The 21,740-nt window shown below is 70.0% G+C and carries 16 protein-coding genes; 4 read left to right on the top strand and 12 right to left on the bottom strand.

What is annotated here, in order from left to right; genetic code table 11:
• Nucleotide 1: 1 nt before the first annotated feature.
• Nucleotides 2-361, bottom strand: coding sequence for an NADH-quinone oxidoreductase subunit A (locus DDJ31_RS22450; protein WP_003992243.1), 360 nt, complete (start codon nt 359-361; stop codon nt 2-4).
• Nucleotides 362-1,100: 739 nt separating this feature from the next.
• Between DDJ31_RS22450 and DDJ31_RS22445 the strand changes: the two genes are divergently transcribed.
• Complete coding sequence (locus DDJ31_RS22445; protein WP_127178554.1) at nt 1,101-1,955, top strand: C40 family peptidase; 855 nt, start codon at nt 1,101-1,103, stop codon at nt 1,953-1,955.
• A 93-nt stretch (nt 1,956-2,048) separates the two neighbouring features.
• On the opposite strand, the gene DDJ31_RS22440 is transcribed toward DDJ31_RS22445, so the two are convergent.
• On the bottom strand, nt 2,049-3,296 hold the full coding sequence (locus tag DDJ31_RS22440) for a geranylgeranyl reductase family protein (protein WP_127182650.1): 1,248 nt from the start codon (nt 3,294-3,296) through the stop codon (nt 2,049-2,051).
• Nucleotides 3,297-3,499: 203 nt separating this feature from the next.
• On the opposite strand from DDJ31_RS22440, the gene DDJ31_RS22435 reads away from it, so the two are divergent.
• Nucleotides 3,500-4,024: a GNAT family N-acetyltransferase gene (locus DDJ31_RS22435; protein WP_127178555.1), complete on the top strand. Its 525-nt coding sequence runs from the start codon at nt 3,500-3,502 to the stop codon at nt 4,022-4,024.
• Between the two features lie 110 nt (nt 4,025-4,134).
• Nucleotides 4,135-4,458 carry a PASTA domain-containing protein gene (locus tag DDJ31_RS22430; protein WP_164784911.1) on the top strand — a complete coding sequence of 108 codons (324 nt, stop codon included), beginning with the start codon at nt 4,135-4,137 and terminating at the stop codon, nt 4,456-4,458.
• A gap of 179 nt (nt 4,459-4,637) precedes the next feature.
• Here DDJ31_RS22430 and DDJ31_RS22425 read toward each other — a convergent pair whose 3' ends face one another.
• From DDJ31_RS22425 to DDJ31_RS22410, 4 genes are all read right to left on the bottom strand, one after another.
• Entirely contained in the window at nt 4,638-5,333 is a 696-nt protein-coding gene (locus DDJ31_RS22425; RefSeq protein ID WP_127178556.1) for a demethylmenaquinone methyltransferase, read from the bottom strand.
• Nucleotides 5,334-5,365: 32 nt separating this feature from the next.
• Entirely contained in the window at nt 5,366-6,673 is a 1,308-nt protein-coding gene (locus tag DDJ31_RS22420) for an acyltransferase family protein (protein ID WP_127178557.1), read from the bottom strand.
• A complete protein-coding gene (locus DDJ31_RS22415; protein ID WP_127182652.1) occupies nt 6,670-9,021 on the bottom strand; it encodes a bifunctional polysaccharide deacetylase/glycosyltransferase family 2 protein in 2,352 nt (783 codons plus the stop codon). The genes DDJ31_RS22420 and DDJ31_RS22415 overlap by 4 nt, the downstream gene beginning before the upstream one ends.
• 61 nt (nt 9,022-9,082) lie before the next feature.
• Nucleotides 9,083-9,424, bottom strand: coding sequence for a hypothetical protein (locus DDJ31_RS22410; protein ID WP_346656273.1), 342 nt, complete (start codon nt 9,422-9,424; stop codon nt 9,083-9,085).
• A gap of 391 nt (nt 9,425-9,815) precedes the next feature.
• On the opposite strand from DDJ31_RS22410, the gene DDJ31_RS22405 reads away from it, so the two are divergent.
• Complete coding sequence (locus DDJ31_RS22405) at nt 9,816-10,886, top strand: chitinase (protein WP_127178559.1); 1,071 nt, start codon at nt 9,816-9,818, stop codon at nt 10,884-10,886.
• A 51-nt stretch (nt 10,887-10,937) separates the two neighbouring features.
• Here the strand turns inward: DDJ31_RS22405 and DDJ31_RS22400 are convergent, their stop codons facing one another.
• The 6 genes from DDJ31_RS22400 to DDJ31_RS22375 form a co-directional block, all read right to left on the bottom strand.
• Complete coding sequence (locus DDJ31_RS22400; protein ID WP_127178560.1) at nt 10,938-11,384, bottom strand: hypothetical protein; 447 nt, start codon at nt 11,382-11,384, stop codon at nt 10,938-10,940.
• Nucleotides 11,385-11,391: 7 nt separating this feature from the next.
• Nucleotides 11,392-12,591: a cyclic dehypoxanthinyl futalosine synthase gene (mqnC, locus tag DDJ31_RS22395; RefSeq protein ID WP_127178561.1), complete on the bottom strand. Its 1,200-nt coding sequence runs from the start codon at nt 12,589-12,591 to the stop codon at nt 11,392-11,394.
• A gap of 73 nt (nt 12,592-12,664) precedes the next feature.
• The gene (locus DDJ31_RS22390; RefSeq protein WP_171480884.1) at nt 12,665-13,675 is read right to left on the bottom strand and encodes a prepilin peptidase; all 1,011 of its coding nucleotides are present in this window, start codon (nt 13,673-13,675) and stop codon (nt 12,665-12,667) included.
• Entirely contained in the window at nt 13,672-16,611 is a 2,940-nt protein-coding gene (locus DDJ31_RS22385) for a BTAD domain-containing putative transcriptional regulator (RefSeq protein WP_127178562.1), read from the bottom strand. Before DDJ31_RS22385 ends, DDJ31_RS22390 begins: the two co-directional genes overlap by 4 nt.
• Before the next feature lie 128 nt (nt 16,612-16,739).
• Nucleotides 16,740-17,069: a hypothetical protein gene (locus tag DDJ31_RS22380; RefSeq protein WP_127178563.1), complete on the bottom strand. Its 330-nt coding sequence runs from the start codon at nt 17,067-17,069 to the stop codon at nt 16,740-16,742.
• Nucleotides 17,066-21,688 (bottom strand): RHS repeat-associated core domain-containing protein, encoded by a 4,623-nt coding sequence (locus DDJ31_RS22375; protein WP_127178564.1) that lies wholly within the window; start codon nt 21,686-21,688, stop codon nt 17,066-17,068. Before DDJ31_RS22375 ends, DDJ31_RS22380 begins: the two co-directional genes overlap by 4 nt.
• Nucleotides 21,689-21,740: the final 52 nt, after the last annotated feature.

The raw sequence follows: 21,740 nt of genomic DNA, 5'->3' as shown, positions 1-21,740 counted from the left end.
CTCAGTCCCATTCCAGACCGCCGCGCCGCCATACGTACGCGTACGCGACGAAGACGGTGAGCACGAACAGCAGCATCTCCACGAGCCCGAAGATCCCGAGGGCGTCGAAGGTGACGGCCCAGGGGTAGAGGAAGACGATCTCGATGTCGAAGACGATGAAGAGCATCGCCGTCAGGTAGTACTTGATGGGGAAGCGCCCGCCGCCCGCCGGCGTGGGGGTCGGCTCGATCCCGCACTCGTAGGCCTCGAGCTTGGCCCGGTTGTACCGCTTCGGACCGATCAGCGTGGCCATGACCACGGAGAAGATCGCAAAGCCTGCCCCGAGGGCTCCCAGTACGAGGATGGGCGCATAGGCGTTCACCGCTCCTCGCTCCTCTCAGTCGGCACTGACTGCTGGCGATGGCACAGGGCTCACTCCCGCTCACGCGCCGCGAACCCCGTTGTCCCACCGAAGATCGCGAACATGTGAAGCAGGTCACAAGCCCAACTGCCTCGCATCCTATGCCCGGGGCTCTGTGATCTGCGACACGGGGTATTGCACAAGCTTTGTGATCTCCACCACCTGACGAAGGATCATGAAGCCGGTCGAGCGGTGATCTTCATACGTGAAGCGTCCGACTGATCACCAGACGTGACATTTCCGCCTGTCGGGGCAGCTCAGAGGGGTCGTCTCCATATCAAGAGGCTTCCTCTGCATGCAAATTGGTGCTGGACGCCGACGGTTGATAGTGGCGCCGCATTCACACCTCGGGGGGAGTCGCGAGGCGGGATGTGGACGCGTGCGCGCGTTCACGAGCGACGCGTCGCGCCACCCGCGCGGGACGCAGCCCCGACCGTGACCGTTGCGTGACCTCCACCACACGCATGAGAGGCGCATGAGAACGAGGCTTGGCCACGTAACCCAACAGATGGTAGGCAGCGGGCAATTCGGACGTTATGACGAAAGGGCGTGATCACATGCCTAATGGAGCACGCCCGCAATGTCCGTTACGGCGTCAATAAGGAGTGACACGCCCGGGACTTGGGCCACCGATTGAGCAACTGTGGCGCACCACACGTTCCTTGTAGGTATGGAGAAGGCCCTGATACCGGTTGTACCCATGTCCCACACCGCTCACATACGGAGCCACCGCAAACCCCGCCGCAGCGCGTCGACGATCGCGATGCGTGCCGGAGTTGCCGGCGGCGTCCTCAGCACCCTGGCAGTGGCCGGGGCCGCCGGATCGGCCAGCGCCGCCGAACCGGTCACACAGACCCTCGAACTGCCCACGCTGACGGCCGACCTGTCCGCCCAGGTCGCCCAGTCCGCCGACGCCACCCAGCAGGCAGCCGCCAACTACGAACTGCGGGCGGAGCGCGACGCCGCCCTCAGCAAGGCCGCGAAGCAGGCCAAGTCCGACCTCGCGGACGCCAAGAAGAAGGCGGAGGCCAAGAAGCGGGCGGAGGCCGCCCGCAAGGCCGCCGCCGAACGCGCGGCGTCCCGCAGCGCGGAGCGGGCCACCCTGTCCGCCTCCACCACCAGCGGCGGCGGCGCGTCGACCTCGACTTCGGCATCGGCCTCGACGTCGGCCGGCGCCTCCACGAGCACGTCGACGGCGACCGGTTCGGCCGCCTCGGTCATCGCCTTCGTGAAGGCCCAGGTCGGCGACGCCTACGTCTCCGGCGGCACCGGCCCCAACTCGTGGGACTGCTCAGGACTGGTGCAGGCCGCGTTCAAGCAGGTCGGCGTCAGCCTGCCGCGCGTCTCCCAGGACCAGTCGACGGCCGGCACCCAGGTCTCGCTGAGCAACCTCCAGCCCGGCGACATCCTGTACTGGGGCGGTGCGGGCAGCGCGTACCACGTGGGGGTGTACGTGGGCGACGGCATGTTCGTCGGCGCCCAGAACCCGTCGACCGGCGTGGTCGAGAGGCCGCTCTCCTACGACCCGCCGACCGGCGCGGTACGGGTCCTCTGACCGCACCAGCCACATCCGGAAGAGGCCGCAGCCGCTCGGGGGCAGCGGCCTCTTCCGTGTCGGCAGGACAGGACGTCCACTTCGGAGCCGGCGTCAGGCCTTCGGGGCCACCTTGCTCAGGCCGTTGATGATGCGGTCCATCGCGTCGCCGCCCGTCGGGTCGGTGAGGTTGGCGAGCATCTTCAGGGTGAACTTCATGAGCATCGGGTGGGTCAGGCCGCGCTGGGTCGCGATCTTCATGACCTTCGGGTTGCCGATGAGCTTCACGAAGGCGCGGCCCAGCGTGTAGTACCCGCCGTAGGTGTCCTTGAGGATGCGCGGGTAGTGGTGGAGGGCCGTCTCGCGCTGGGCGGGGGTGGAGCGGGCGTGCGCCTGGACGATGACGTCGGCGGCGATCTGCCCCGACTCCATGGCGTAGGCGATGCCCTCGCCGTTGAACGGGTTCACCAGGCCGCCCGCGTCGCCGACCAGCAGCAGCCCGCGCGTGTAGTGGGGCTGCCGGTTGAAGGCCATGGGCAGCGCGGCGCCCCGGATCGGGCAGGTCATGTTGTCCGGGGTGTAGCCCCAGTCCTCCGGCATCGAGGCGCACCACGCCTTGAGGACCTCGCGCCAGTCCAGCTCCTTGAAGGAGTCGGAGGTGTTCAGCACGCCGAGACCGACGTTGGACGTGCCGTCGCCCATGCCGAAGATCCAGCCGTAGCCGGGCAGCAGCCGGTCCTCGGCGCCGCGCCGGTCCCACAGTTCCAGCCAGGACTCCAGGTAGTCGTCGTCGTGGCGGGGCGAGGTGAAGTACGTGCGGACCGCGACGCCCATCGGGCGGTCCTCGCGGCGGTGCAGGCCCATCGCGAGCGAGAGCCGGGTGGAGTTGCCGTCGGCGGCGACCACCAGCGGCGCCCGGAAGGTGACCTCCCGCTTCTCCTCGCCGAGTCTGGCGTGCACGCCGGTGATCCGGCCGGTGCGGTCGTCGACGATCGGCGCCCCCACGTTGCAGCGCTCGAAGAGGCGGGCGCCCGCCTTCTGCGCCTGGCGGGCCAGTTGCTCGTCGAAGTCGTCGCGCTTGCGGACCAGTCCGTAGTCGGGGAAGGAGGCGAGATCGGGCCAGTCGAGCTGGAGGCGGACGCCGCCGCCGATGATCCGCAGCCCCTTGTTGCGCAGCCAGCCCGCCTCCTCCGAGATGTCGATGCCCATCGCCACGAGCTGCTTGACCGCGCGCGGGGTGAGTCCGTCGCCGCACACCTTCTCGCGCGGGAACTCGGTCTTCTCCAGCAGCAGGACGTCGAGCCCGGCCTTGGCCAGGTGGTACGCCGTCGTCGAACCGGCCGGTCCGGCTCCGACGACGATGACGTCGGCGGTGTTCTCGGAGAACGGGTCGGAGGCGGGGGCCGGGGAGGGCGCGGAGTCCTCTTCCCGGCCGGGCTCTGAGTGGGGCTCGGTCACGGCGGTCACGGCGGGATCTCCCCAAGTTCGAAATCTCTGTGCCGAGCGGCACTGGACACGGGCAGTCTATTCAGCAGAATTGATCACCCGGCTGAAGGGCTGCCCTCGTGAACCGAGCTCTCCCCGTCGTAAGGCTGCGCGTCCCCACGGACGAGGACGCGCTCACCTGGCATCGCCTCTTCGACCACCCGGAGGTGATGGAGTTCCACGGCGGCGGCTCCGCCGAGGTCTCCGTCTACGAGGAACTCACCGCCCGCCAGCGCCGTCACGACGCCGAACGCGGCTTCTGCCTCTGGACGATGCTCGACGACGAGGAGCGCGCGATCGGCTTCACCGGCGCGCAGCCGTGGCCGCAGGACTGGGGGCCGACGGGCGAGATCGAGATCGGCTGGCGGCTCGGACGGGAGTTCTGGGGCCAGGGGTACGCGACGGCGGCGGCCAGGATGACGCTGGACCGGCTGCGCGCGGCCGGGGTGCCGAGCGTGGTGGCGATGGTGCTGGCCGAGAACAAGCGCTCGATCGAGGTGACCAGGCGGCTGGGGATGCGGCTGGCGGAGGTCTTCACCCTGCCGAACTCCCGGCGGGAGGGGCACTGCTACCGACTCGACCTCTCAACCGGCTACGCAGAGTAGCAATTTGGCACAGATAGATACGCAGAGCTTCCGGATCGCACCCCTGGACGGTTACCCTTTCCGTACCGCTGGGGGTGACATCCGTGCATATATCGGCCAGGACATCCGAAGTGCATGTGCCCAAACTCGTCGGCCTGATGGCCGTGGACGCGCGCGAGACGGCGAGGGCGCGGGGGCTGCGGGTGCACGCACCCGACCGCCCCGATCTCGCCGTCGTCGACTACGCGGTCGTCGACTACGTCGTACGGCAGTACCCGCAGCCCGGCGCCGAGGTGCCGCGCGAGTCGATGGTCCACGTGTGGTTCGACTTCGGTGAGGGGGAAGGCGGCGGAGGCGTGCGCGAGCCGCTCCTGCCGCGCCCGCCGACCGGCGGGACGGGACGGGAACTCGCGGAACCGGGCGGCGGCCCGTTCGCGGTGGCCGGTTCCCTCTGACGGCCGCCCCGGCTCGGAGCCGCGCACGGCCCTGATGCCCGACGGCCGCCCCGGCTCAGGGCCGAAGCAGCCCTGGTGTCTGACGACGGCCCCGGGCTCAGGGCCGAATCAACCCCGGTGCCTGACGACGGCCCCGGCTCGGCGCTGCTTGAAGCCCCGTGCCTGACGACGGCCCCGGCTCAGGGCTGCTTGAAGCCCCGGTGCAGGGCCACGATCCCGCCGGTGAGGTTGCGCCACGCCACCTTCGACCAGCCGGCCGTCCGCAGCCGCTCGGCCAGCGCGGGCTGGTCGGGCCAGGCGCGGATCGACTCGGCGAGATAGACGTACGCGTCCGGGTTGGACGAGACGGCACGCGCCACCGGCGGCAGCGCCCGCATCAGGTACTCGGTGTACACCGTCCGCAGCGGCGTCCAGGTCGGGTGCGAGAACTCGCAGATCACCACCCGGCCGCCGGGCTTCGTCACCCGGTACATCTCGCGCAGCGCGGCGTCGAAGTCCTGGACGTTGCGCAGCCCGAAGGAGATGGTGACGGCGTCGAAGGTGTCGTCGCGGAACGGCAGCCGCGTCGCGTCGCCCGCCGTGAACGGCAGCCACGCGTGGTTGCGCTTGCCGACCCGGAGCATCCCGATCGAGAAGTCGCACGGCACGACGTACGCGCCGGTCCGCGCGAACGGCAGCGACGACGTCGCCGTACCGGCCGCCAGGTCCAGGACCTTCTGCGCGGGCCTGGCGTCGACCGCCTTCGCCACCTCCTTGCGCCACACCCGGTCCTGGCCGAGCGAGAGCACGTCGTTGGTCAGGTCGTACCGTTCCGCCACGTGGTCGAACATCGAGGCGACTTCGTGCGGCTGCTTGTTCAGGGAGGCGCGGGTCACCCGGCCATTCTTGCAGGACGCCCCCGCCCGGATCACGGCAGGAGCCGCGGCCGCTTCCTCGCGGCGACGTCCTCCACCCACCCGCACAGCAGCACGGCCACCGCGATCAGCAGCCAGCCGACACCGAACATGAACCACTGGCTCTCCAGCGGCAGGTACGCCTCGAACGCGGGCACGTCCCAGAACCGGTCGATCAGCGGGACCGCCAGGATCAGCGCGATCTCGTGCCAGAGGTAGATCGTGACCGCCCGCGCGTTGAACACCGTCACCAGCCGGTCGGTCCGCCGGAAGCGGGCCAGCCACGCGAAGTCGATCCGCAGCCGCGCCTTGGCCCACATCAGCAGCAGCACGAACCCGGCCGACCAGAACGCCTGCGCCAGCGGGATCTCGTCCAGGTCGTAGGTACCGAATTCGGCCCGGTGCGCGACGGCGTACCAGCCGCCGTAGCCCAGCGCGGCGAGCGCGGCGGGCACCACCAGGGCGGGCCGCAGCCGCTGGAGCACGCCGTCGCGGTGCGCGAACCCGAGGAGCCAGCAGAAGAGGTACGTCGACAGGTCCCACAGCGCGCTGCCGAACCGGTTGTCCGGGCCCGCCCAGCCGAACGTCAGCACCAGTATCGGGGCCGGCGACAGCACGAGCACCGGGAGCGGCGCCCTGCGGAAGATCCACAGCAGTGCCGGGGAGAGCAGCACGAACCAGAGATAGGTGCGCAGGTACCAGAGGATCTCCCAGGCCTGCTCGCCCCACGCGTCGCCCGGCGGGTCACCGAGCGGCACGATCCAGTAGACGATCTGCCGGCCCGGCATCCAGCCGTGCAGCAGCATCGCGAGGACCACGAAGAGGCCCCAGAACCAGAACGGCGGCAGCAGCCGGCGCAGCCTGCTCCTGATCACCTTCCCCGCGGGACGCTCCAGCGACTTCGCCATCAAGGTGCCGGCCAGGCCGAACATGACCCCCATGGAGGGAAAGACCAGACCGCACCAGGCCCACCCGAAGGTGTGATACGCGACGACGCGGATCAGGGCGAGGGCCCGGAGCGTGTCGAAGTAGCGGTCGCGGACGGGGGGTCGGGGGGACGAGGGGTCCGGGGCGGGGGCGGGAGGCGGTTCGGGGGTGGTGAGTGGTTCGGGGGTGGTGAGTGGTTCGAGGGGGGTGGGTTCGACGGGGCGCGTCGCGTAGACGGCGGGTTCCGGTGCCGAGGGGTACGGGTGACCGTAGTCGTCCCCGTACCCGTAGCCGTCCCCGTAGCCGTTTCCGTACCCGTAGCCGTTTCCGTACCCGTGCCCGTTCCCGTAGCCGTGTTCGTGTCCGTACCCCTGATGCTGCTGCTCCCAGCTCATGAGCCCGCCCCCGTCGGGGTGCCTACCTCACCGGTGCGCTTGAGTTTCTGCCAGCGCAGCCGGCCGCCGGTCAGAGCGGTGACGCAGGAGTGGATGAGGACCAGGTACATCAGCTGGCGGTAGGCCAGTTGCTGGAGCGGCATCATCAGCAGGTAGCGGTACTTCTCCCGGTCGAGCCGGAACGCGTAGGCCGCGCAGACCAGTTGGACGCCGAGGACCGCGAGCCACGCGTACAGCGCGGCCCGGAAGTCGATGAAGACCATCGAGTAGACGGTGAACACGTCGATCAGCGGCGCGAAGACCGGCGTGACGATCTGGAAGAGCACCACAAGCGGCATGCCGACCCGGCCGAAGCGCCCCGAAGGCCCCTTGTCCGTAAGGGACTTGCGGTGCTTCCAGAGCGCCTGCATGGTGCCGTAGGACCAGCGGTAGCGCTGCGACCACAGCTGCTTCAGCGAACCCGGCGCCTCCGTCCAGGCCCTGGCGTGCTCCTGGTAGACGACCCGCCACCCCGCGCGGTGCATCGCGATGGTGATGTCGGTGTCCTCGGCGAGGGTGTCCTCACTCATGCCGCCGACCTGGAGCACCGCCTCCCGGCGGAACGCGCCGATCGCGCCCGGGATGGTGGGCATGCAGCGCAGCAGGTCGTACATGCGCCGGTCGAGGTTGAAGCCCATCACGTACTCGATGTGCTGCCAGGCGCCGATGAGCGTGTTCCGGTTGCCGACCTTGGCGTTGCCGGCGACCGCGCCGACGCCGGGGTCGGCGAACGGCTGCACCAACTGCCGTACGGTGTCGTCCTCGAAGACCGTGTCGCCGTCCATCATCACGACGATGTCGTGGAGCGCGCTGCGCACCCCGTTGTTGAGGGCGGCCGGCTTGCCCGCGTTCTCCTGGCGGATCACCCGGACGTTGGTCATGCCGAGCCGGGCGGCGGCGTCCCGGGCGATCCGCGACGTCCCGTCGGTCGAGCCGTCGTCGACGACGATCACCTCGATCGGATGGGTGCTGCGCGCCAGCGACGCGAGGGTGTTGGCGATGCACTCCTTCTCGTTGTACGCGGGGACGATCACGCTCACCGGACGGGTGACCGTCGGACCCCAGCTGAACCGGCGTCTGTTGCGCTGCCGGTGGTGGCGCCTGGCGAGGATCAGCATCATCCCGAACCGGCTCATCACGGCCACCCCGACGATCACCAGGCCGACCGACAGCGCGGGCACGGTCCACTCGGCGACCGCGACGGCGAGGACGAGCGCCCTGCCCTCGTAGAGGAGCGTGCCGGTGGCGGTGCGGTGCGCGGCCTGAAGACGGTCGGCCGAACTGCCGCCCGCGGCAGTGGTGTTCGGGACGCCGGTCCCGCCGTCAGCGCCGCTCCCGCCATCCGCACCGGTCCCGCCGCCCGCGCCGACTCGGCCGTTCCCGCTGGCCCCGCCGTCAGCGCCGGTCCCCCCGCCCTCACCGGTCCCGCCGTCCTGCTCCATCACCCCGCTGATGGTGGTGAAGGTGTACCCCTTCGCCTTCATCTTCTCGATGTACTTCGGCAGCGCCTCGATGGTCTGCGAGCGTTCGCCGCCCGCGTCGTGGAAGAGGACCGCCGCGCCCTCGTTCTTCTTCGGCGTGGCCCACTGGACGATCTTCGAGACGCCCGGCTTCTTCCAGTCGTCGCTGTCGGTGTCGACGAAGACGCTCGTGTACCCGTCCTTGCCGAGCCGCTGGTAGACGGGCCAGCTGTAGTTGTCGATGGCGTCCGTCTCCGAGGAGTACGGCGCCCTGAACAGCGTCGTCGTGATGCCGGCCGCGCCCGCTAGCGCGAGCTGGGTCTGCTCCATCTCCCGGGTGACGCGGGCTTCGCTCTGGTACGACAGGTCGACGTGCGTGAAGGTGTGGACGCCGACCTCGTTGCCCTGCTCCACCATCGTCCTGACGATGCCCGGATAGCGCGAGATCATCGAGCCGACCAGGAAGAACGTGCCCGGGACGTCGTACTTGTCGAGGATCGCGAGGACCTGCGGGGTCCAGGTGGGGTTCGGGCCGTCGTCGAAGGTGAGCGCGATGGTCTTCTCCGGCACGGAGAGGGTGGTGGCCCGGCCGCCTCTGAAGGTCAGGATCGGGCCGCCGTCCAGGATCGTGTCGGGGACCTCGCTCGAACTGGCTCCGTCGCGCACCCGCTCGTCGCCGCCGACCTCGGCGCGCAGATAGCCGTCGAGCAGCATGATGCTGCTGAGCGCCAGCAGGAGCAGCAGGGCGAGGATGACCCGCGGCTTCTGGAGCGCCGCGGCCTTCCCGGCGGCCCGTTCGATACGGGTGGGAGCGCGTCGGCGGCGGCGCGGGGACGTCGTCGGGGGCATGGGGGTCTTGGGAGTCGAGGGGGTCATGGGTGTCATGGGGGTCATGGGGCCTGCGTCCGGGTCAGTCGGAGGCCGCGGCGGGCGCGGCGGACGCGGGCGCGGTCGGGGTGGGGACACCCGATGGCGGGGCGGACGGGGCGGACGGAGCGCCTGACGGTGTGGCCGACGGGGCGCCTGACGGTGGGGCGCCGCTGGGTCGGCCGAGCCGGCCCTCGGGTCCCGCGCCGTCACCGGCCGGGCCCTGGCCGCCCGCGAACGGCAGCAGCGAGGACGGGGCGATCGAGGTGCCGATGCCCATGAACGCGAGGCCGAGCACGACCGCGTACCCCAGGCACAGCACACCGACGAGAAGGCCGATCCGCCGCAGCACCTTGGAGCGGCGACCGGAGTTGTCAACGAACACGGGGCCCTCGACAGGCCCGTTGCCGCGTTTGCGGCGGCGATCGCGGACCACCGCACGGTTTTCGATGGCAGGCTCGGATTGCATTCCCCGGACATTAGAGAGCCTTTATGTGTCAGGAATCAGTCTTCATGTGAGGCGCCCATGAGAAACGGTTCAACCTGTCTCTTCTCTGAGAGATTCCATAACTGCCCGCGCAACTCCCGCCGAGGCGAAAGCCGTTGAATGTCCGGCCCGATCGGACCGGTTGGGGCATTTTGTCCCGGTCCTGCTGTGGACTGCCTGTTCTCGGACTGTCCGTGTGAGGCTCAGCGGTGTGTGAGACATTCCCTTTCACGAAAACCGAGTCTGTTTCGATCCTGAGACAGACGTCACGAGAGCGGGTGCATGTGCAATGCGGGGTTTCCTCAAGCCGGTGGCCTGGCTCACCTGCGTGTTTGCCATGGCCACGGCAGGATGCTCCTCGGGGTCGGGCGACGCCTCCGACCGGGCGGCCCGCGCGGCCGACTCCCCCGGCGCGTCGGCCACTTCACCGGTCTCGCCGGTCTCACCGGCCTCACCGGCCTCACCGGCTTCGGGGTCAGGGTCGGTGTCGTACGCGCCGTACGTCAGCGCCACCGAGGCCGCGGACACGGACTCGGCCGGGTCGCCGACGACGTACAACCTCGCCTTCGTGATCTCCGGCGGGAGCGGCTGCACACCGAAGTGGAACGGCACGGAGGCGATCGGCGACCCTGCCGTGACGTCACGGATCGCGAAGCTGACGGCCGACGGCGGCGGCGTCCGCGTCTCGTTCGGCGGGGCCTCAGGCAAGGAGCTGGCGTCCACCTGCACCAGCGCCACCGCGCTCGCCGCCGCGTACGGCACGGCACTCGACGCGGCCGGCTCCCGCCAGGCCGACTTCGACATCGAGGGCGACCAGCTCACCGACGCGGACTCGGTGGCCCTGCGCTCCGAGGCGATAGCCCTGCTCCAGAAGGAACGGACCGATCTGACGGTGACGTTCACGCTGCCCGTCATGCCGAGCGGTCTCGACGCGGACAGCCTGGCGCTGCTGGCGTCGGCGAACGCGCACGACGTGCAGGTCAGCAGCGTCAACATCATGACCATGAACTACGGCGAGTCCTACGGCGGTGACATGGGCGACTACGCGCTCACCGCGGCCAGGGCCACCCACACCCAGCTGAAGAAGGTGTTCGGGCTCTCCGACGCGGGGGCGTGGCGGGGCATGGCGCTGACGTCGATGCTCGGTGTGAACGACGTGGACGGCGAGACGTTCACGCTCTCCGACGCGGCCCAGGTGCGGGCGTTCGCCGAGGAGAAGGAGATCGGGTGGGTGTCGATGTGGTCGACGTTCCGGGACGTGCCGTGCGAGGACGGACAGCGGTCGCAGGACGACGCGGCCACCAACTGCAGTGGCGTGAGCCAGAGTTCGGGGGCGTTCGGACGGGCGTTGAGCGGCTGACCTCGGTCGGGGGGTGGGCCGTCCTTCGTCTTCCGTCGTCGGCCGGCGCTCTCAGCGGCGGCGGAACACCAGTCGGCCGGCGCACACGGTGGCCACGCAGGTGCCGCTCTCGTCGAAGGCGGCGAGATCGGCGCGGCCCGTCGCGGTGAGCGCGGGTGTCCTGGCACCGGCCAGGACGACGAGGTCGTTGCGGTCGGCCGCGGCCCGCAGTTCGGGTGAGTCGAGGTGCTCGCCCAGGACGGCCACCGCGCCCGACTTCAGCAGCGCGTGGACGCGTTCGCGGGGGCTCGGCGCGGGCGGCAGCGGGCCCTCGTGGAGGCGGGCCGGGCCGAGGACGCCCGGCCAGCGGCGCACCCGCGCGTCAGGGAACCGCTCGGTGAGCAGCGTGAGCGGGCCGACGGCCTCGATCAGCGCGCCCGTCACCACCACGGCGTCGCCCTCGACGGGCTCGGCGTCCCAGGTGCGGCGGACAACCGGGGCCGCGTGAATCGTCCGCACCACAGCCTCAGTTGGAGCTGAGGAGCTTCAACTCGGGGTGGGCCGTGCCTCCCGCGATGGCGGTGGACGAGATGTGCGACATCACGCGCTCGTCGACCGGGTCGTTCGCCGGGTCGTCGTGCACGACCAAGTGCTCGTAGGTGGTGGCGCGTTGTGCCGGGACGCGGCCCGCCCGGCGGATCAGGTCGATGATCTCGAGGCGGTTGGAGCGGTGCTTGGCACCGGCCGAGGAGACGACGTTCTCCTCCAGCATGATCGAGCCGAGGTCGTCCGCGCCGTAGTGCAGGGAGAGTTGGCCGACCTCCTTGCCGGTGGTGAGCCAGGAGCCCTGGATGTGCTGGACGTTGTCGAGGAAAACGCGGGCGATGGCGATCATCCGCAGGTACTCGAAGAGGGTCGCCTGGGTGCGGCCCTTCAGGTGGTTGTTCTCCGGCTGGTAGGTGTACGGGATGAACGCGCGGAAGCCGCCCGTGCGGTCCTGGACGTCCCGGATCATCCGCAGGTGCTCGATCCGCTCGGCGTTGGTCTCGCCGGTGCCCATCAGCATCGTCGACGTCGACTCGACGCCCAGGCCGTGCGCGGTCTCCATGATCTCCAGCCACCGTTCGCCGCTCTCCTTGAGCGGTGCGATGGCCCTGCGGGGGCGCTCGGGGAGCAGCTCAGCGCCGGCGCCGGCGAAGGAGTCGAGGCCGGCCCGGTGGATCCGGGTGATGGCCTCCTCGACCGACACCTTGGAGATCCGGGCCATGTGCTCGACCTCGGACGCGCCCAGCGAGTGGATCACCAGCTGCGGGAAGGCGTCCTTGATGGCCTTGAAGTGCGTCTCGTAGTACTCGACGCCGAAGTCCGGGTGGTGCCCGCCCTGGAACATGATCTGCGTGCCGCCCAGCTCGACGGTCTCGGCGCAGCGGCGCAGGATGTCGTCGAGGTCGCGGGTCCAGCCCTTGGCGGTGTCCTTGGGGGCCGCGTAGAAGGCGCAGAACTTGCACGCCGTGACGCAGACGTTCGTGTAGTTGATGTTCCGCTCGATGATGTACGTGGCGATGTGCTCGGTGCCCGCGTACATGCGGCGGCGAACGGCGTCGGCGGCGGCGCCCAGCGCGTGCAGCGGGGCGTCCCGGTAGAGGTCGAGCGCTTCCTCGGGAGTGATCCGCCCACCGGCGGCGGCACGGTCGAGAACGGACTGGAGGTCGGCCTTCTCGGTCACCGGGAGCGTCCCTTTCGTCAAGGGGTGTGGACGGACCAGGCCAGCCTACGCCAGCGGCTCACGGACGCCGACGTCAGGCCGTGTACGCGCCGGTCAGCAGGGCGAGGAAGGCCCCGGCGAGCAGGAAGGGGCCGAACGCGATCGCCGTCTTGCGCCCGGCCCGCCGGGTGACGACGAGGGCGACGCCGTAGACCGCGCCGAGCAGGAACGCGGCGAAGGTGCCCAGCATCAGGGTCGGCCAGCCGTACCAGCCGAGGACGGCGCCGAGGCCGAGCGCCAGCTTGACGTCGCCGAAGCCCATGCCGCCGGGGTTGATGAGGAACAGCACGAAGAAGGCGAGGCCGAGGGCGAGGGCGCCGTACAGCGCGGTGAGCCACTCCCCCGCGTGCTCGGGCAGCAGCGCGGCGCCGCCGAGGAGCGCGAGGGCGGCGCCGGCGAGGGGCAGCGTCAGCGGGTCGGGCAGCCGCTGCACCCGGAGGTCGACGACGGTGAGCAGCACCCCGAGGGGCGCGAGCACCAGCCAGACCCCCAGCTCGGGCCGGGTCCCGGTGGCGACGGCGAGAAGGACGCAGAGGAGAGCGGTGACGAGCGCGAGGGGGAGGGGGTGGGGGTGGGGGGAGGGGCCGGGGGCCGGGCTGGGGTGGTTGGGGGCGGGCTCGCCGGGAGGGACGTGGCCGGGGGCGGTGTGGCTGGTGGCTTCGGTGTGGTCGCTGGTGCCGGTGGGGCTGCCGGCTTCCGCGCGGTGGGAGCGTCCGGCGCTCCCCGGGACGGGCGCGGCGGGCGCACCCCCAGCAACAGGAGCGCTCCCCTCAGCGGGAGCGCGCTCCGCGGCCGGCGCGCTCCCCTCGGCAGGCGCGCCCCGCTCACTCCGGGCGCACCGCCCACTCCGGGCGCCCTGCCCACTCCGGGCGCACCGTGCGCACCCCGCACGCCCCACCCATCCCCGCACGGGGTGTCCCTCGGGGCAGGTGTCGTGCCAGGGTTCGCCGGTCGGGGCGGAGAAGCGGTAGGCCGCGCGGGGCAGGAGCGCGCCCGCCGTCGCGCCCCAGAGGGCGGCGACGGCGATCAGCAGGCCGGTGCTCATCCCGCCGCGGTGGCGCCGCCGCGCCAGGACGGGAGCAGTTCGTCGAGGAGCGCCTCGGTGCGGGGCGGTACGCCCCGGGCGCCGCCGCGCGCGACGAGGTCGGCGGCGAGGGCGCGCAGCCGGTCGTCGTCGCCGGTGGCGTGGGTGGCGCGCAGCAGTTCGTGCCAGAGGCGTTCGTCGCCCGGTGCGGAGTTCAGGGCCGCGCCGAGGGCCTCGATGGCCTTCTCCGCGCGGTCCTTCTCCAGGTGGAACGCGGACAGGGCGAGTCCGATGTCCGCCACGAGCAGCGGGAGTTGGGCGTCGATGATCTCGTGGGTGAGCCAGCGGTAGCGGCCTTCGGGCCGGTCGGCGAGGAGCGGGCCGCGGACCAGGACCAGCGCGTCGGTGAGCAGCCGGCCGCGCACCACCCGGCTGTCGACGCCCTTGCCCTGAGTGGCCTCGTGGTAGAGCGAGCGCAGCACGTCGAGGTCGGAGACGACGGACTTGGCGAGCACGAGCCGTCCGGTCGGGTCGGCGGAGAGCCGGGGGGTGCCGTCCGGGTCGGTGCCGAGCCAGACGCGCAGCCGGTCGAGGAGGGCGTCGCGGACGTCGTCGGTGACGCCGCGCGGCCAGAGCGCGGAGGACAGCACGCGGGGGTGGACGCCCTCGCGGTGCAGGAGCAGCAGGGCGAGCGCCTCGTGGAGCAGGGCGCTGCGGTCGCCGTCCGGGGTGTCGAGTCCGATGATCTCGTACGGTCCGACCAGTCGCGCGTAGACCGCGGGCCGTCCCTGTTCGCTGATGTCGACGAGGAACGGCGGTGCGGGTGCGGGTCCTTGGGGGTCGCGCTCGGGGTCGGCCTCGACGAACAGCTCGACGACGGCGCGCTGTTGGGGCAACGGCAGGAGCTGGGCGTCGAGTTCGAGGCCGAGCAGCGGGGCGAGCAGCCGGCCTTCCGGGGTGACCTCCATCTCCCAGGAGGCGCCGGGGAGTTCGCCGGTCTCGGTGCCGACGAGGTAGCCGATGCCGAGTCGGCTGGCGTCGGAGGCGAGTTCGGCGAGGGTGACGGCGTCCTCGGCGGACGGCTGGGCGGCGAGCAGCACCAGGTGCGGGGCCCAACGGGTGTGCTGGGCGGGCCCGGTGCGGCCGGTGAGGACGGAGTCGTGGCCGGCCGCGCCGAGGGCGCCGCGGCGCTGGCGGGTCTCGGCCTCCATCGTCTCGATGAGGTCGTCGATGCCGTCGAGGTGGCGGAGGCGGCTGGGGGCGAGCGGGGTGAGGTTCTCGCCGAAGCCGACGAGGGTGATGGTCATGCGGTCGGACCAGCCGTTGGTGGCGAGTTCGGCGGCGACGGAGGCGAAGAAGGCGGCCCGGTCGGCTTCCCTGCCGCTCAACGAGACGATGCCGGGAACGGCTTCGAGGTTGAGCAGGAGCCGGGAGTCGTCCAGGGTGCCGAGGCTGACGAGGCCGGGGAAGGGGGCGGCGGTGTCGACGTCCTCGTACCGTTCGCCGTCGGCGCGGGCCAGCATCCAGAACGTCTGGTCCTGGCCGAGCTGCCAGGGGGCCGGGGGTCTGCCGGCGGGCTGGGCGAGTTGCAGGTGCAGGTCGCCGCCGGTGAGCCAGGCCGCGTAGACGGTGGGCAAGGCCCTTGATTCGGCGGCGAGTTGGGTGGCGAGGCCGCGCAGGGAGCGGTCGAGGAGGCGGACGCCCTCGGGGTCGGCGCCGACGAGGAGGGCGTCCTGCGCGTCGGCGGCGTCGCCGGTGGGGGTCGGCGGTTGCATGCCGCGACGTCCGCCGACAGCGCCGTACGCGGACTGCCAAAGGGCCTGCCTGCGGCGTCGTCCGAGGGCGCCGAGGAGTCCTGCGGCAAGGAGGGGCGCGGTGAGGAGGGCCTCGGGGAGGCCGAAGGAGTCCGCGCTGTCGGAGGCGACGTCGCCGCCGTCCCGCTGCTGGTGTCCGGGGTCGGGGGCGGGGGCGGGGCGCTGCTGGGGCACGGAGACCTGGCCGCCGCCGGAGGCGCCCTCGGCTCCGCCCTGGGCGCTGCCGTGGGCCTGGTCGCCGGTCTTGGCGTAGTCGTGGAGCTGCCGCTGGAGATCGGGGGAGACCTGGGCCGCGGTGTCGGGCACCTCGACGAGGTCGCCGCCGCGGGCGTCGCCGGGCATCTCCATGATCCAGCCGGGCCGGATCAGGCTGGCCTCGGACAGCTTGGAGCCGTCGGGCTGGACCCGGTCCTTGTTCAGCTCGTAGATCTCCTTGTACCGGCGTCCGTCGCCGAGGTGGCGTTGGGCTATCTCCCAGAGGGAGTCGTGGTGGCGGCCCTCGGGCGGCTGGATGCGGTAGTACTTCGTGTCGCCGTGCTGCTTGGCGTCGGCGTGCGCGGCGGCCTGGGATGCCTGGGCGGCGAGGGCGGCGGCGCTGTCGGCGGCCTGCTCCTGCTGCTGGGCGAAGAGGCCGGGGGTCTGCTGGGCGGCGGCGACCGCGGGCTTCTGGTTGCCCTCCATGCCGTGCCCGAGCTGCGAGAGCCCGGGGGTGAGGCTGGCGGCGGTGGCGCCGACCAGCAGCAGCGCGGCGACGAGCTGCCGGGCGAGCAGTTGGCTGGGACCGGCGCCCGGCACCCGCCCGGGAACGCCGACGCCGGAGAGCGCGGCCTTCACCTCGACGAGCACACAGGCGGTGAACTGCGCCCAGGCCAGCCAGACGACGACCGTCAGGATGTTCAGAAACGTCGAGACGGTGATCTCGCTCTGGAGCCACTGCAGGCTCGGCACCTCGTGCGGCAGCGGCCACCCGATGAACACGGCGAGCGCCCCGGGCACCCCGACGACGAGCACGAGCAACGCGACCAAGGCGAGCCCCGCCTTGACGACGTCCCCGAAGGTACGCCGCTGGATACGCACGGGTTGCGGCGTCCGGTTCCGCGGAGCCGTGGAGCTTGACGAGCTGGAAGTGCGGCGTCGCGGCATGGCGGGGGTCCTGGGTCCTGTGGTGGGGGCGTCGGGAGGGGGCTTGTCGAGCTTACCGAGATCTTATGGACGGGGGTTTGCGCGGTTGAGGGAAGTCAGGGTCGGCGCTCGACCGCCCCGGTCGGCCCCTATCCGCGGGGCCAGAACCGCGAGCCCCCGGGAGGGGCGGGACGAACCCGGAGGGTGGACATGTCGAGCCCCTCGTCGTCGTCCTCGTCACCCGAGGGAAGACGCCCAGAGGCGTCGGGGAAGTAGTACAGACCGAACGCCCAGAAAGCTGCGGACTCGTGGCACATGAGGTCCGGGTAGGGGGAAATCTCAGCGCCCTCGTACCGCTCGTTGATCCTGGCGACGGCCTCGGCGTACGAGATGCCGAACCTGGCCACCATCTCGTGTGCGATGTCTCGGAAGTATTCGAGCATGCCGCCGTCGAGGTGTACGGCGAATTCCTCGGTCATGAAGTCGGTGGCCCCACTCGTCGATGAATCGAATTACTGAACAAATCGGCTGCGCGATCGCCGAAGAGGGCGATTTGGTGCCCGCCTAGATCTGGCGGTGCACCCTTCTTGAGGAAGGGGTCGAGGTTGTAGAGCATCGGCCCTTCCACCCTTTCGAAGTTGTGCATCGCACCACCCTTTCGATGATGTCGAATAAATTCCGCCACCTCGTCGCCCGGACCGTCAAATATCTTGCTGCTCAGGTTGTCCAGCTCCGCCTTCGGCACCTTGAAGTGGATGACAGCAGGTACTCCGCCGTGCCGTTTGACCATCTTCTTCGACCAGTCCAGAGCCTGTTGCGGATTGTTGGTCACATAGAATCCGCCTCGACCGAAGTCCATCTTGCGGGTCGAAGCGTTGATGTCGACGCCGTTCGCAAGGATGTTGTCGGCATGCTGCCCCAGCGTCCCATGATAAAGGTCGACCAGGCAGGGTGCCTTGAGCCCCAGCGGATCTTTCCACTGGAGAGGGTTCTTGACGTACGCATGGTGATTCGGCGCGGGGGTTCGCCCGAGGGGATCAGGGCTGAGGTACCGCGCCGTGCCAGGCTCGTAGTAGCGATGATGGTTGTAGTGCAGGCCGGTTTCCGCGTCGTAGTACTGCCCGGGAAACCGGAGCGGACAGTCGACCCGCCGATCGCCATTCTGCTCGACGGGCACCCCCCAGAGCGTGGACGATCGCGTCCAGGCGACGGCACCTTCCGTGTCGACCAGTTCTGTCGGCGTACCGAGAAGGTCCGTGACAATGGCGTAGAACTGCTCGTCGATCTCCGCCTGCGGGGCGTCCCGACCAATCGGACCACTCGACCTGACGCGCTGACCGACCGGTGTGGGGCCGTCGGTCCAGTCCCAGGTGACGCTGACGGTCCCGTCTGTCTGTTCGGCGAGTTGGTCGCCGTCCCAGAAAAAGTCCACCTGCTCGGTGACGGATTCCGCGCTGTCCGCAAGCAGTTGCTTCGCCACTCGTCGGCCGATCGGGTCGTAGAGGTAGCGCCAGCGTTCTCCGTCCGGGGTCAGTACGCCTGTGAGCTGGTCCTCGGCGTTCCACAGGTAGTGCCACTCGTGTCTGCCGCCCGACAACAGCCGAGTGGTCCGCTGGACCACGCGTCCCTGATCGTCGTGGCGGTAGTGGGTTCGGCCGGCCCGCCTGAGCAGGGACCCGGAGTAGACGCGGTCGCCGGGACCGGCCTCCGGATCGCGCACCGGGGCGTCGGTTCTGAAATCGGTGAGATTCCCGAGGATGTCGTACTCGTAGGACTCATCCCAACCCTCCCCTCCCCGTGCGCTCGTGATTCTTCCGGCCCGGTCGAAGGCGAACGTGCGCTCGCCCAGAAGGGAGTCCGTCACCGACGTGAGGGCTCCGTCGGACCGGTGCCGGTAGGCCCGCTGCCTGACGTCGCCAGTCGCCGTCACCACTCGCTGTCTCGTGCTCAGCCGTTCGGCATCCCACTCCTGAGTCAGGCGCGCGGCGTCTCCGAGCACCCGCTCCACCTCACGGCCCGCGATGTCGTACCGGTAAGTGACCGACTGCTGTCCGACCTGCTGCACCAGTGCGCGTTGGTCAGGCTCGTACGCCCACTGTGTGACCGCGCCGCTCGGTGTCTTGCGCGCGATGCGGCGCCCGGCGATGTCGTACGTGGAGCGGATCTCCTGTCCGTTCCACGACTCCGCCAGCAGACGGCCGACCGCGTCGTACTCCCGGCCGAGCCGGACGTGGGCATTGCGTGCCGCCACGATCCTGCCGAGCAGGTCGTACTCATAGGTGGTGGTGGCGTCGCCGGACTCCATGGCGACGACGTTCCCAAGGAGGTCGTGCCGGAAGCGCGTGACCTCATCGGCGCCGTTGACCCGCTCGACCAACCTGCCGGCCGCATCGTAACGATAGCTCTGACTGCGCCCGTTGAAGTCCGTCTCGGAAACGAGCCGGCCGACTCCGTCGTAGGAGTAACTCCACTGCTGCCCTGTCGCGTTGGTGACGCTCCGCAATCGCAGTTCGGAGTCGTACGCGAAGCGCTCCAGGGTGCCGTCCTCGTCCTCCCGGAGGGTGCAGAGGTCGAAGTGGGTATTCTCGTACGTAGTGCGGCGGCCGTTGGAGGAGCTGTACTCGCGAGGGTTGCCCTCGGCGTCGTACCGCCACCGCTCCTCTGTGCCGTTGGGGAGCTGCCGCCACGCTATCTGCCCCTCAGCTGTCCATCCGACCCGGGTGACCGAACCCAGAACGCTCACCAGTTCCGTGATCCGGCCATAGGCATCCCGAGTGAAGGTCTCACGGGCCCCTCGCCCGTCGTCGACCCCGACCACCAGTCCGGCGGCATCATTGATCAGGTTCCGCTGACATCGGCCCAGAGCGTCGGTGACACTGGTGAGCCCGCCGCACGCATCGTAGGTGAAGCGCGTGACCGCACCGAGCGGGTCTGTGATCGCCACCTGGTTGCCGTTGCTGTCGTACTGCGATTCCCAGACACTGCCATCAGGTTGAGTCACCTTGTTGGCTCTGCCGAACTCGTCGCTCTCAGTCGCCACAACGCCACCGTCAGGGCGCACCACATACGTGACGTTGCCCTGTGCGTCGTAGGTGAACCGGGTGGTTCGACCGAGCGGGTCCGTGAGCGCTTGAAGCCGACCTAGATCGTCCCACCTACGTGTGACGTCGTGCCCCAGAGGATCAGTTTCACGGACGGGAAGGAGGTCGGCGTTGAAGACATACGTGACCGAGTGGCCGAGGGAATCGGTGGCGATGGTCCTCCGTGCGTCCTCGTCGTACGTGTAGGTATAGGCGAGGACACCGTCGTCGCCGCCGGTTCGGACACAACGGCCGCTGTCGTCGTAGGCGTAGCGGTACCAATCGCCGATTCTGCTCCGCCAGCCGGTGATGCGGTGCTGATCGTCGTAGCTGTAGCACTGGGCAACGGTGGATGAGTCGACGACGCCGGCGAGGCGCCCGCTCTCGTCGTATTCGTAGGTCAGAAGCGTGGGGCGGCCTGGGGCACTGGCCAAGGCCAGCCCGGTCACGCGGTCGCCTTCGGTCCTCACGTCGACGCGGTAACCGCCATGATGAACCAACTCGGACGGCGCTCCATCCGCCGTGTAGTGGACATCGACGCGATTGCCGTTACGGTCCTGTATCCCCACGAGAGGGAGCTCACCGTCACATGCGCCCTGGATCCGTCCGAATCGCAGAGCGGTGCCGCTCTCCGGCTGTGTCACGACGATGTCTGATTCAGGTGAACCGTCCCATTCCAGCCCCCAGTCGGGACCGAAGACCGGCCTCATGCGCTCGTCCGGCTCAAGGGCCGCGTAGTGCAGGACCATGCCGTCGGCCACGACGAGGCGGATGCCGTCCCTATCGACGAGGAGGCGCTGGTCCAGCGTCGACGTCCAGCTCGTGCCGAACCAGCCCCCCGTCAGCACACCTGTGCGATGGCTGCGCTCGACGACAAGCGGCAGCACACCGGGCAGGGCGACATCCGTGATCGACATGACCATCTGGCCGGTGGCCATGTCGATCGGGTCACCGCAGGTGAAGAGGCTTTTCATATCCCGGCCCAAGCCCTTTACGCGCGGCCCGAGTTCTCTGAGACCGAGGGCCATCCCCTTGAGGCCACCCTTGCCAAGGACCTTCATGCCCTTGGCGAGCCCCCCGAGTGTCGTCAGCCCCTTCATCCCGGGTATGCAGTCCAGCGCCGCGAACCCCACATCCCACAGGGACGCCTGGCCCTTGGAGTACTTGTAGAGCGTGTCGGCCAGTACCACGAGCGCCGCGACCAGCACGATCACGCCGAGGATCGGGCCGCCGATGATCATCGCGACGATGCCCACCACCGCCACGACCACCTTGCACACCGTGACGATCGTGTCCCAGTTGTCCTCGAACCAGTCGCCGACGTCCTGCCACCACGACCAGTTCTGGATGCCCGCGTCCGACGCCTCGTCGATCTTCCGCTTGGCCTCGCCGGCCGCGTCCTCGCGCATCCTGCGCGCGTCCTCGGCCATCTTCTTCGCCGCCGACAGCGCGTCCTGGGCGTCCGTGACGTCCGACTGGGCCTTGGTGTGGGCCGACTTGGCGTGGGCGACGTCCCGGGTGGCCGCACGGACCTTCGCCTCGTCCGGCTTGTCCCCGTCCGACTTCGCGCCCGTCGGATCGTCCTTGTACTTGTCCGCTTCTTTACCGGCCCGCGTCACCCATGAATCGGCGCTCGCCAGGCGGGACTTCGCCGACGACAGGTCGTTCTGGGCGGCCCGCGCCTTCACCAGCGCCCTGTCCGCCAGGGCCTGGGCCCGCTCCAGCTTCGGCCAGTACGCGGCCAGCGCGTCACCGCACAGCTCGTAGGACTTCTTGAGCTTCTTGAAGTTCTTCGGGACACCGGAGAACTCGTCCTTGAACACCGCGGCGGACTTTCCCGCCCACCGCAACGTCGCGTCGTCGTCGGCCATCCCCTTGACGACCTTCAACGCGTCCGAGACGTCGTCCGCGAAGTCGTGGAGGGTCTTCGCCAGCGTCCGCACCCGGTCGGGGTCGCCCGGCGTGGGGTCCCTGTCGAGATCCAGGACATGCCAGTCAGCCGGCCGGTGCCCAGCCATGTCGCAACCCCCGTCATACCCGATCCGACAACCACCGTATGCACACGCGAAC

Source organism: Streptomyces griseoviridis, assembly GCF_005222485.1.
Classification (GTDB): domain Bacteria; phylum Actinomycetota; class Actinomycetes; order Streptomycetales; family Streptomycetaceae; genus Streptomyces; species Streptomyces hintoniae.
The sequence above is the reverse complement of the archived record's forward strand: the minus strand, read 5'-3'. Positions and strand labels throughout refer to the sequence as shown.

What these genes read in the sequence shown, in the direction of transcription:
- DDJ31_RS22445 (WP_127178554.1), top strand. Translation starts at nt 1,101, where the DNA reads ATGTCCCACACCGCTCACATACGGAGCCACCGCAAACCCCGCCGCAGC.
- DDJ31_RS22420 (WP_127178557.1), bottom strand. Translation starts at nt 6,673, where the DNA reads ATGAGCTGGGAGCAGCAGCATCAGGGGTACGGACACGAACACGGCTAC.
- DDJ31_RS22415 (WP_127182652.1), bottom strand. Translation starts at nt 9,021, where the DNA reads ATGCCCCCGACGACGTCCCCGCGCCGCCGCCGACGCGCTCCCACCCGT.
- DDJ31_RS22405 (WP_127178559.1), top strand. Translation starts at nt 9,816, where the DNA reads ATGCGGGGTTTCCTCAAGCCGGTGGCCTGGCTCACCTGCGTGTTTGCC.
- DDJ31_RS22390 (WP_171480884.1), bottom strand. Translation starts at nt 13,675, where the DNA reads ATGAGCACCGGCCTGCTGATCGCCGTCGCCGCCCTCTGGGGCGCGACG.
- DDJ31_RS22385 (WP_127178562.1), bottom strand. Translation starts at nt 16,611, where the DNA reads ATGCCGCGACGCCGCACTTCCAGCTCGTCAAGCTCCACGGCTCCGCGG.
- DDJ31_RS22380 (WP_127178563.1), bottom strand. Translation starts at nt 17,069, where the DNA reads ATGACCGAGGAATTCGCCGTACACCTCGACGGCGGCATGCTCGAATAC.
- DDJ31_RS22375 (WP_127178564.1), bottom strand. Translation starts at nt 21,688, where the DNA reads ATGGCTGGGCACCGGCCGGCTGACTGGCATGTCCTGGATCTCGACAGG.